General features: G+C 64.7%; 13 protein-coding genes. 4 read left to right on the forward strand and 9 right to left on the reverse strand.

Annotation, left to right across the window (positions count from 1 at the left end; all coding sequences use genetic code 11):
* Positions 1-294 carry a mercury methylation ferredoxin HgcB gene (hgcB, locus tag DBW_RS14175; RefSeq protein ID WP_066728217.1) on the forward strand — a complete coding sequence of 98 codons (294 nt, stop codon included), beginning with the start codon at positions 1-3 and terminating at the stop codon, positions 292-294.
* A gap of 15 nt (positions 295-309) precedes the next feature.
* Here hgcB and lhgO read toward each other — a convergent pair whose 3' ends face one another.
* A complete protein-coding gene (lhgO, locus tag DBW_RS14180) occupies positions 310-1,539 on the reverse strand; it encodes an L-2-hydroxyglutarate oxidase (protein WP_231875343.1) in 1,230 nt (409 codons plus the stop codon).
* On the reverse strand, positions 1,526-1,720 hold the full coding sequence (locus DBW_RS14185) for a MerR family transcriptional regulator (RefSeq protein ID WP_066728219.1): 195 nt from the start codon (positions 1,718-1,720) through the stop codon (positions 1,526-1,528). Before DBW_RS14185 ends, lhgO begins: the two co-directional genes overlap by 14 nt.
* Before the next feature lie 136 nt (positions 1,721-1,856).
* Between DBW_RS14185 and DBW_RS14190 the strand changes: the two genes are divergently transcribed.
* Genes DBW_RS14190 through DBW_RS14200 form a run of 3 tightly spaced genes read left to right on the forward strand, consistent with a single transcriptional unit; the run spans position 1,857 to position 3,534 of the window.
* Positions 1,857-2,810 carry a diguanylate cyclase gene (locus DBW_RS14190; protein WP_066728221.1) on the forward strand — a complete coding sequence of 318 codons (954 nt, stop codon included), beginning with the start codon at positions 1,857-1,859 and terminating at the stop codon, positions 2,808-2,810.
* A 41-nt stretch (positions 2,811-2,851) separates the two neighbouring features.
* The gene (locus DBW_RS14195; protein WP_066728224.1) at positions 2,852-3,175 is read left to right on the forward strand and encodes a hypothetical protein; all 324 of its coding nucleotides are present in this window, start codon (positions 2,852-2,854) and stop codon (positions 3,173-3,175) included.
* The gene (locus DBW_RS14200; RefSeq protein ID WP_066728226.1) at positions 3,172-3,534 is read left to right on the forward strand and encodes a translation initiation factor Sui1; all 363 of its coding nucleotides are present in this window, start codon (positions 3,172-3,174) and stop codon (positions 3,532-3,534) included. Before DBW_RS14195 ends, DBW_RS14200 begins: the two co-directional genes overlap by 4 nt.
* A gap of 78 nt (positions 3,535-3,612) precedes the next feature.
* Here DBW_RS14200 and DBW_RS14205 read toward each other — a convergent pair whose 3' ends face one another.
* From DBW_RS14205 to DBW_RS14235, 7 genes are all read right to left on the reverse strand, one after another.
* A complete protein-coding gene (locus DBW_RS14205) occupies positions 3,613-4,248 on the reverse strand; it encodes a DUF3047 domain-containing protein (protein WP_066728228.1) in 636 nt (211 codons plus the stop codon).
* A gap of 20 nt (positions 4,249-4,268) precedes the next feature.
* Positions 4,269-5,813 (reverse strand): 4Fe-4S binding protein, encoded by a 1,545-nt coding sequence (locus tag DBW_RS14210; RefSeq protein WP_066728230.1) that lies wholly within the window; start codon positions 5,811-5,813, stop codon positions 4,269-4,271.
* Between the two features lie 99 nt (positions 5,814-5,912).
* Complete coding sequence (locus tag DBW_RS14215) at positions 5,913-6,860, reverse strand: DUF362 domain-containing protein (protein WP_066728232.1); 948 nt, start codon at positions 6,858-6,860, stop codon at positions 5,913-5,915.
* On the reverse strand, positions 6,860-7,474 hold the full coding sequence (locus DBW_RS14220; protein ID WP_066728234.1) for a glycine betaine ABC transporter substrate-binding protein: 615 nt from the start codon (positions 7,472-7,474) through the stop codon (positions 6,860-6,862). Before DBW_RS14220 ends, DBW_RS14215 begins: the two co-directional genes overlap by 1 nt.
* 23 nt (positions 7,475-7,497) lie before the next feature.
* Entirely contained in the window at positions 7,498-8,352 is an 855-nt protein-coding gene (locus DBW_RS14225; protein WP_197463646.1) for a right-handed parallel beta-helix repeat-containing protein, read from the reverse strand.
* The gene (locus tag DBW_RS14230) at positions 8,336-8,635 is read right to left on the reverse strand and encodes a DUF3467 domain-containing protein (RefSeq protein WP_066728237.1); all 300 of its coding nucleotides are present in this window, start codon (positions 8,633-8,635) and stop codon (positions 8,336-8,338) included. Before DBW_RS14230 ends, DBW_RS14225 begins: the two co-directional genes overlap by 17 nt.
* A 15-nt stretch (positions 8,636-8,650) precedes the next feature.
* Entirely contained in the window at positions 8,651-9,670 is a 1,020-nt protein-coding gene (locus DBW_RS14235; RefSeq protein ID WP_157471907.1) for a hypothetical protein, read from the reverse strand.
* Positions 9,671-9,675 lie beyond the last annotated feature (5 nt).

Consider the following 9,675-nt stretch of genomic DNA (forward strand, 5'->3'; position numbering starts at 1 on the left):
ATGGCGGAGAAACTCGTTTATCTGGAAGGGGTCAGCACCCTCAAACTCGATCGCGAGCGCTGCATCGGCTGTGGTCTTTGCGCCGTCGTCTGCCCCCATGCCGTCTTCCTGGTCGAAGCCGGCAAGGCCGAAATCACCGCCCTCGATCGCTGCATGGAATGCGGCGCCTGCGCCCGCAACTGCCCGGTGACGGCGCTCCAGGTCAAGGCCGGGGTCGGCTGCGCCAGCGCGATCATCCACAGCTGGCTGACCGGCGAGGAACCGTCCTGCGACTGCGGCGGGTCGAGCTGCTGACCCGCGCTTGCCCCTTCAGCCCTGCAGCTGTTTAAGGGTGGTGTCGGCAACGGTCGCCCCGATACTCAGGGACGCGGTCGCGGCCGGGGACGGCGCATTGAGCAGGTGAACCATCCCCTCCCCCTCCAGGATATGAAAGTCGTCGAGCAGGGAACCATCGGCGGCAATCGCCTGGGCGCGGACACCTGCGCCGCCCCGTTCCACATCCTCTTCGCGCAGCGCCGGAATCAGCCGCTGCAGGTCCCGCACAAAGAGCCCCTTGCTGAAGGAACGCTGGAACTCTCCCAGCCCCTTGTCCCAGTAACGCGCCGCCAGGTGCCAGAAACCCGGATAGGTGAAGGTCGCCAGGCTGTCGCGCAGCGACCAGCTGAGGCGGTCGTACCCCTCGCGGCGAAAGGCGAGCACCGCGTTGGGCCCGGCTTCCACCCGGCCGTCGATCATGCGGGTGAAATGGACACCGAGAAAGGGAAACGCCGGGTCGGGAACCGGATAGATGAGGTTGCGTACCAGCGATCTCGCCGCCGGCCGCAGCAGGTAGTATTCGCCGCGAAAGGGGACAATGCGCACGCCGGGGCGAAGACCGGCGAGGACCGCCACCCGGTCGCACTGCAATCCGGCGCAGTTGACGATCTGGCGGGCCAGCACGCTGCCGCCGGGAGTCCCGAGACGGAAATGATCCCCATCCCGGCGGATGCTCTGCACCTCGCTGCAAAGGCGCACCTCCCCGCCCCCCTGCTGCACCCGGCGCGCCAGGGCTTCGGTCACCGCGACATAGTCGACGATTCCGGTCTGGGGGACAAAAAGACCGGCGAGCCCGGCGACCTCCGGTTCATGGTCATGCAGACCGGACTCATCGAGACGCAGGATTCCTTCCAGGCCATTGGCCCGGCCGCGCCGCTCCAGTTCATCGAGGAGGGGAAGCTCTTCCTCGCTGCCGGCAACCACCAGTTTGCCACAGCGCTCGTGGGCTATCCCCTCGGCGGCACAAAAGGCGTAGAGGGCAACCCGTCCGGAGCTGCAATTGGTGGCTTTGAGCGAGCCCGGGCGGTAATAGAGCCCGGAGTGAATGACTCCGCTGTTATGGCCGGTCTGGTGGGCGGCCAGCTGCGGCTCCTTCTCGAGCAGCAGAACCTTCAGGCCCGGCGCCCGTTCCAGGAGAGCCGCCGCCGTCGCGCAGCCGAGGATACCGCCGCCAATCACGACGACATCGGCGATGGCGTCGGCCGGAACGCTATTTTTTGTCACTGTTTTGCACCAGGACCTCGACCTCGAGGCGAACATCGTCGATATTCACCCGTGCCACCTTCCCCCCTTCCCGTTCACAGCGGACCAGCCCGGCATCGACCCAACTGAGCACCTGACTCGTGTTGACCCCAAACTTGGCCGCGGCATCCTCAGCGGCATACCAGGTTTTGACCAGCGACATCGAATCCTCCTTTTTTTCCCCTCGGGTTTGGTCTATTATAACCGCCTGAAACCGCCCTGTCCCGACCGCGGCTTGCCTTTCCGGGACGGACGCCCGCACCGCAGCATTCTGACCCAGTAGCGGCCCAACGAAAATCATGAGACATTCGATCCTGATCATCGATGATTCCCGAACCTCCCGGCTCCAGGTGCGCGAGATCATCGAACCGACAGGGCTTTTTTGCGAGTTCCGCGAGGCTGCCGATGGCCTGGAGGGATTCAAGCAACTCCTCGACCGGCCGGCGGACATTATCCTCTGCGATCTCGAAATGCCGGGCCTGGACGGCGGCAAGTTCCTGCAGCTGCTCGCCGGACGCCAGGAGCTGGCCAACCTGCCGGTCATCATGCTCACCGGCCACGAGGATCAGGAAGCAAAAGTCCGCCTGCTGGGCCAGGGCGCCAGCGACTACGTCACCAAGCCCTTCAATCCGGGTGAGCTCCTCGCCCGGGTCAAGGTCCAGCTCAAAATCAAGACCCTCCAGGACAGCCTGCGGGAAAGCAACCTGCGCCTGAAGGAGCTGGCCGCCACCGACCCGCTGACCGGGCTCGCCAATCGCCGCACCCTGATGAGTACCCTGGAACGGGAATTCCGCCGCAGCCAGCGCAACGGCGCGCCCCTGTCGCTGCTGATGGTGGATATCGACCACTTCAAACAGGTCAACGACCGCTACGGCCACCAGCAGGGGGACGCAGTGCTGACGACGGTGGCCGGAATCCTGCGCCGCCACCTGCGCCCCTACGACCTCGCGGCCCGCTTTGGCGGCGAGGAATTCAGCCTGGTCCTTCCCGAGACCGGTCTCGACGAAGCGGTCAGGGTCGGAGAGCGGATTCGGTTGGCGGTAGCCGGTCAGGCCTTTCCCGGCCCCCTCGTCGACCTGGAACTGACGGTGAGCCTCGGGGCGGCGGTCTTCCCGGCCCCCGGCATTGGCAGCGACGAGGATCTGATCCGGGTGGCCGATCATGCGCTCTACCAGGCCAAAGACTCCGGGCGCAATCGCCTGCAGGCTGCCGGTAACGGAACCGACTCCCTCCCCGTCCCCTTCGCCCCCTGATACTGGTTCCGGATGCCCCCCACAACCCTCTGGTCGGATCGATGAAAAAATTCTGCGTCCAGCTCACCGGCCACAACTATCTCCTCCCCTACGACGGCGAGCCGCGCAAGATGGGGTTCCGGGCGACCCGGATCGTCCGTGCCAACAGCCCCGAGGAGGCCGGCGTCCTCGCCCTGCGCAGCCTGGTCCGCGATCCCCGGCTGGTCAATGACCTGCTCAACGGGCGCCAGGACCCCTCGACGCTGGCGATCGACTCCATCCAGCGGCTCGGCCTTTTCAAAGGGTGGTCAACGGCCGGAAAGGGACTCGATTTTTTCTTCGAGGATCTGCCGGGAGATACGTCGTCCCGCGAAGAGACGTCATGAAATCATCCAAAACCAATTCAAGGCTCGTCTACAGCAGTGAGCAGGGACGGATCTGCCCCGCCTGCGAAAAACCCGCTGCGGCCTGCAGCTGCTCCCGCACCCCGGAGCCCCCCCGGGGGAATGGCGCGGTCCGGGTCGGTCGCGAAACCAAGGGGCGCAAGGGGAAGGGGGTGACCACCATCTCCGGACTCCCCCTCGATGAGGCGGGATTGGACAAGCTCGCCTCGGAACTGAAAAAGCGCTGCGGGTGCGGCGGGACGGTCAGGGATGGGGTAATCGAGATCCAGGGTGACCAGCGCGAACTGCTGCTGGCGGAGCTGCTCAGCCGCGGCTGGAGCGCCAAAAAGAGCGGCGGCTGAAGCGTCGCCAAATTTTGACCTGACAGGAAAGGGGCGTCCCGGCGGGGACGCCCCTTTCCTGTTGCAGCGGCCATCGCCTCACTCCCGCGCGAGGCGGATATCGTCGTACCAGGCCCGGACCGCATCACCGGTGTTGTCGGTATCGGTCATCAGGGCAATCGCGCCGACCGCCGGGGGATCGCTGCCGAAGGCGCGGCGGTAGTCGGCGACGACGTTGCGCCGCTCTTCCACCCACTCGCCGACGCGCTCCGGTCCGCTCTCAACGGCAATCATCATCGCATTGGCGGTAAAGGGGTTGGGCAGGAGGGCTTCCTTGGGAAGCTTGTTGGCCCAGATGTAGTTGAGAGACCTGGTTTTCGGAAAGAACCAGCTCGGGAAGACGACGTAAAGCCGCGCCGGATAGTCGTCGCCGCCCTTGTGGCGGGCGTCGCCGGCAGCGAGCACCTTCTCCACCTTCCAGCGCCAGGCGAGGACCGGCCAGTTCTGGGGATCGTACTCGATCTTGTAGACCAGACCCGAGGCGGCGGCGCGGCTGTCGGCGGCGAGGACATGTCCGCCCCCGTCGGCCACCACCCGGTAGCTCGTTTCGCCGGCGAAGGATTTCTGCCTCCAGCCCGGCGCGAGGCCGTGCTCGAAATCGTCGATGGACCGGACATCGCTGCCGGCGCCGACACTCCCGGACAGCAGCCCGAACCAGAGCGTCAGTAACAGCATCCTTCTCCCCACACATCCCCTCAAGCCAGAAAATCCCGGGGTTTGCGACTCTCCGCTTCATTGACAACGCGGATGGCGCTGCGCCCGTCAAGGGGGCAGCGAGTTTCGCAGATGCCACAGCCGATACAGCGCTCCTTAACTACCCGCGGCAACTTCAAAAGCCGCGGCTCACTGCCGACCAGCACCTGCCGCTCCGTGAAGACAATCGCTTTTTCTCCGGTTGGGCAGTGTTCCTCGCAGACCAGACATTCCTCGCCACGGGCAAAGGGAAGGCAGCGGTCCTTGTCGAAGACGGCGATACCGATCACCGTCTTGCGCTTCTTCTCCAGCGGCAGGAATTCGATAGCCCCGGTCGGACAGACCTGACCGCACAGGGTGCAATTGTATTCGCAGTAGCCGATACGCGGCACCACCAGCGGCGACCAGAGTCCCGCGCCGCCGGCCTCGAACAGGGCCGGATGGAGGGCGCCGCCAATGCAGACCTTCATGCACTCGCCGCAGCGGATACAGCGTTGCAGAAACTCCTGCTCGGCCCGGGCCCCGGGGGGGCGTAGCAGGAAGGAATGTTGCCGATCCAGCGCCGGGGCCACCCTACTGACCGGAGCCAGGATCGCACCGGCCGCCAGGGAGGTCAGAATTCCGCGCCGCTTCAGGTCGATCTCGCCCCCTTCAGGCGGCCGCCGAAAACCGAAATTGACCCGGGTCTCCGGGCAGTAATCCTCGCAATCGAAACAGACCAGACACTCCTCCTGACGCCAACCCTTTCCGCTGACCGCCCCACTACGACAGGCATTGCTGCAGACGCGGCAGTCGGGACAGAGGCCGGAGGGAGTACGCTGCAGCAGCGCATAGCGGCTGCAGATTCCGAGCAGGGCGCCAAGGGGGCAGAGGTTTTTGCACCAGAAGCGCCGCTCCACTTTCTCCAGCAGCAGAATGGCGAAAAAGACCAGGCAGGTGAAGAGGGCCAGGCGAAAGGCCGGGGGATGAAACGCCAGGATATGGTCCCGTGAAAATGGATAGATTGCATCGAGACCGGAGGAGACCAGGGGGACCCGATGGGAATAGAAAAAGTCGAAAAGGGCGTTGGCGACCAGGTTGACGGCCGGATAGATGGCGAGGGTCAGGGTGCGCAGGAAGATGGCGAGCGGGTCGAACAGGCCGATCACCTGGAGCCCGCCCAGGGCCGCCATCAGCAACAGCAGCAGGAGGTAGAACTTGACCCGCCGCCAGGCCGGGCGCACCGGTCCGCCGCCGCGACCGACCAGCCGGCCGAGACCGTCGAGGGAGGTTCCCAGGGGGCAGAGCCAGCCGCAGAAAAACCGGCCGAACAGGACGGTCAGCGCGACCAGCAGCAGGGCCGGCCAGAGCAGGCCCCAGACGAAGGAGCCGGGGGCAAAGGCTACCGCCAGCGCGGCCAGCGGATCGAGACGAAACAAAAGGCCGACCGGATAGGGGAGCAGGTCCTGGCCCCGGTACTCGGTCTGGACAAAGAGCCAGAGGACGCCGCACAGGGCGAGAATCTGCACCAGGATGCGAATTTTATGGAGAGGAATTTTTCGTGGCACGCTACTCGGCTTTCGCCCCCTTGACCGGGAAAATTTCAGCGTTTCCTCCCGTCAGCACCAGCGAGGGTCCGGCGCCGCTGTCGAGACCGGGAGATGGGGCTAAACCATCTTTACCTGTTTGAGGTCCATCACCCCGAGCCCCCGCTGTGCTGCGGCGACGATGGTGGCAATCTCCTCCGGGCGCCGGCCGAGCAGAGTGGCACCAAAGGCGTCGGCGGCGACGATATCCGCCGAAGCGACCAGGGTGTCAAGAACCCTGACATCCTCCAGCCGCCCCCCCTGGGGACCATTGGCAACCAGAACCCGGGTGGCATCGATCAGGGTCAGATCGGCATGCACCACGCAGTTGATGTCGACCAGGGCTTCGGCAATATCGCGATGCAATTGGCCGCGATTGCCGCCCAGTACCCCCATCAGGTTCTTCATCCCCAGGGTCACGGTGGAGATCGAATGGTGCTTGGCAATCGGCAGGTTGATGAGACGATCAGCTTCCAGCGCTGGTCGGTAAAAGGACCAGCGAGAGAGGTGTACCCCCTTCTCGATGTCGATCTCCTGAAAGGCGCGGCGATCGATATGTTCGATCCGCACCCGGTCGGAAGCGAGGCTCTCGATGGCGGTCTGGATGCCGCTCTCCACATAGCAGCGACGTGGATCATTGCAGGTGCGATCGAACACCGTGACCTGCCGGGCGCCGGCTTCCAGGCAAAGCTCGGCGACGGTCTTCACCACCAGGGGGTGGGTATTGGCAGCCAGTTCGACAGTGCGATCCCAGCCGATATTCGGCTTGAGGACCACCGTCTCCCCCGCCTTGACAAAGTGGCCGATTCCGCCAAGGGCCCCCAGCGTTTCCCGCACCAGGGTCGGGATATCGCTGCCGCGCCGCACCGCCAGTTCAGGCGCCGGAGAGCCGGCCAGGGCGTTGACCGGGCGCAGGGTCAGAATCGGCACGGCGCCGGCGGCCAGGCCGCAGGCCGTCGTCTGCAGCAGGGCGCGAATGAAGCGCCGCCGGTCCCGGTCGACAGGACGGTTGCTGGAGAGACTGTGCATCAGATCAGCCGATTATCCTTGAGGAAACTGCGCGCCACCTCGCGGACCTTGCCGGAGGCGGCCTGTGCCTCAAGCCGCTTCATGGTGGCACCGTCAATGGTCCCCCCCAGCTTGTTGATCAGTCGGGTCAGGGCCGGAAACTTTTTCAGGGTATCCTTGCGCACCACCGGCGCCGCTTCGGCGGGGATGGCGGTCGTCACGGCGCCCGGCTCGTCAAAACCGAAGGGCTGCAGCCAGATCAGGTTGAGATCCTGGTTGTAACGGGTCTTGACCACCTCGAACAAGGCTTTCGGATCGGCGATCGCCTCTCCGTGGAGGACGTTCAGCTGTCCAGCGCCGGTATATTCGACCGAGATGTCGAGTTCGGCCTTGAGTAAGGCCTCGTGCGCGGCCTGCGGGGAGGCGACGCGGATCACCTTGACGGTGGTGCCGGTCCGCTCGCCGATCAGCAGGGCGATGATTTCGGCGAGAAGGTCCTGCTGAACCGTCCCCGTTGAAGCGATCACCAGGGTCTTGCCGACACAGCCTTGGGCCGACGGGACCGGGACCGTCAAAGAGACCGCCAGGGCGAGGGTCAGAAACAGAAGCAGGGAACGAAGAATCTTTTGCGGCATGGATAACTCCTTGTTGCAGAAATTTACCAGGAAAGACCGGCCGGGGCGGCCAATGGGTCGGGAGCCGTCACCGCGCCCAGTGTAGCATCGTAACGACGATCGAAGAAGCGGGCGGCGATAGCCGCCGGGTCGGTTGCTCCCCACCAGTTGCGGGGGAAACTCAGATCCTGGCGCTGCTCGGCGCCCAGTTTAACATGATAACTGCGATTGCCGGCAAGGTCGTTGTCACGGAACTGCACCCCGTTGGCACAGCGGGTGACGGCAAAAATACCGACATCGTTGGCATCGATCCGGTTGTGGTGGACCGTGCCGGTCGAACGCCGTTCTTCATAGCGAATCCCGTAGGTATTGTGGTGAATATCATTGCCGGCCACTTCGATGTTGACCGTGGAGAAACGCACGCCGTCGACATTGTAACGGAACTCCGAGTTTACGATGCGGGCCTTGCAAAAATGGACCTGAACACCGCTGTAGGCATATTCCGAAATGATATGCTCCAGCTCGGCGCTGCGGGCAAAGTCGCAATAGATGAATTTCCAGTCGGCCGGCGCCGGCCGGGCCGCACCGCTGGTGAAGAGGATCGGGTGCCGCGCGGTGCCGACCGCACTGAGAGCCCCCTCGACCCGCAGCTCGCTGTCCCCGATCCCATCCTGGTCCATATCGTAGGGGAGGAATACCACTCGCGTTCCCGGGGTAATTTCCAGAGCGCCTTCCTTGCGGACGGTGACCACGCCACGGATGCGAACTTCACCACTCCAGCGCTCCGTCCCGCTGATGACGGCGTCCCCCAATTCCAGGACCGGGCGCGGCCCGAGACACCCTGTCAAAAACATCAGAAGGAGAAAGGGGATCCCGAGTCGGCTAATGATAGTGGGCATCATCGACTGCCGGCGGCGCCTCGGTTGCCACCGGTCCATGCTGCTCTTCATAGCGCCGCAGATTTTCCTGCAGCGCACCGATCAGCCGCCTTAGGTGGCGCGGTGAGGTAATAATCCGGCTGCGCACCTTGGCTTTGGGCAGCTGCGGCTGGACATAAATGAAATCGATGGTGAACTCGGTTTCGGTGTGGTTGACCAGCGCCAGGTTGGAGTAGACCCCCTGGGCCGTCTCGTCATCGAGCTGGATTTCCAGTTTTACCGCAGCTGCTTTTTTGTCTGCCACAGGAACCTCCTTGGATTATTGCAGGGCAATCGGTTCGACCCGGATATTTAGCCCTTCGCGGGTCTCCCCCGCTGTGACCTCGATCCCGTGGTCGGCACGGCCTTCATACATGCCGAAGAGCTCACCGGGGGCGGGAGAGTCGCCGTATTCCTGGCGCGCTCCGACATAATAGGTGCCGGCGCCGGCGAGTTGGAGCGCGTAGGCGCCATCCGCCGCGGTGGGAGGAGAAACCGCCGCCGGCCGCTGGTGCCCGATCACCCGGTCGGTATAGGCAAAGACGTGGACGCCAGCCACCGGCCGGCCTTCCCGATCGAGGACCCTGCCACTCAGCAGCGGTCCGCCGCTGTGGCCGAAGGTCTCATTGGCGCTGTTCCCCTTGACCTTCATGATCACCGGCAGTACAACCCGCAGCGTCCGGCCGGCCCGGGCCTCGATCGGATTGCCCGCAAAAACGCCGAGGAAATCCCCCTCAAGGATCGGCCCGACCCGGCCGCCACTGGCGCGCTTGCGCACCACCAGGTAATAACTGCTCTCCGGCAGGCCATCGAATGCGAACCCGCCGTCTTTCCCGGTCGGCGGCGCCATCCGGTAACCCTGCCCCTTGAGATCTTCGGCAGGGTCCAGGTAGAGTGAGACATAGGCATCCGCCAGTGGTTCGCCCCGATACAGTACCTGGCCGACGATCGCGGCGCTGTACGGATCGTCGTAGGGGGTAGTCGTGGGCGGGCTCACCGCCACCGCCTGCAGGCCCGCCCACACCGGCTCGCTACCAACGGCCAGCGGGTTGCGTCCGCAGAAGGCGAAGTAGTCCCCGGCGCTGCTGCGCGCAAAGAGGGCATAATCGCCGGGAGGAAGCTCCAGGTGGAAAAGGCCGTCGTCAGCGGTAGGCGGGCTCACCGCCAGCGGGGTGAGGCTCGGGTCGAGATCCCGATAGGCCGTAACCGTCATCCCGGCCAGGGGCTGATCGTCCAGAACCACCCGGCCGTCAACCGCCGTCCCCCAGCCGAGCCCGGGCCAGAGCAAGAAGATACCCAACAGGA

This window comes from Desulfuromonas sp. DDH964 (assembly GCF_001611275.1).
Taxonomy (GTDB): domain Bacteria; phylum Desulfobacterota; class Desulfuromonadia; order Desulfuromonadales; family DDH964; genus DDH964.

Coding starts and splice junctions, on each gene's coding strand:
- DBW_RS14215 (WP_066728232.1), bottom strand. CDS start 6,860: ATGCACAGTCTCTCCAGCAACCGTCCTGTCGACCGGGACCGGCGGCGC.
- hgcB (WP_066728217.1), top strand. CDS start 1: ATGGCGGAGAAACTCGTTTATCTGGAAGGGGTCAGCACCCTCAAACTC.
- DBW_RS14205 (WP_066728228.1), bottom strand. CDS start 4,248: ATGCTGTTACTGACGCTCTGGTTCGGGCTGCTGTCCGGGAGTGTCGGC.
- DBW_RS14225 (WP_197463646.1), bottom strand. CDS start 8,352: ATGCCCACTATCATTAGCCGACTCGGGATCCCCTTTCTCCTTCTGATG.
- DBW_RS14185 (WP_066728219.1), bottom strand. CDS start 1,720: ATGTCGCTGGTCAAAACCTGGTATGCCGCTGAGGATGCCGCGGCCAAG.
- DBW_RS14195 (WP_066728224.1), top strand. CDS start 2,852: ATGAAAAAATTCTGCGTCCAGCTCACCGGCCACAACTATCTCCTCCCC.
- DBW_RS14200 (WP_066728226.1), top strand. CDS start 3,172: ATGAAATCATCCAAAACCAATTCAAGGCTCGTCTACAGCAGTGAGCAG.
- DBW_RS14220 (WP_066728234.1), bottom strand. CDS start 7,474: ATGCCGCAAAAGATTCTTCGTTCCCTGCTTCTGTTTCTGACCCTCGCC.
- DBW_RS14190 (WP_066728221.1), top strand. CDS start 1,857: ATGAGACATTCGATCCTGATCATCGATGATTCCCGAACCTCCCGGCTC.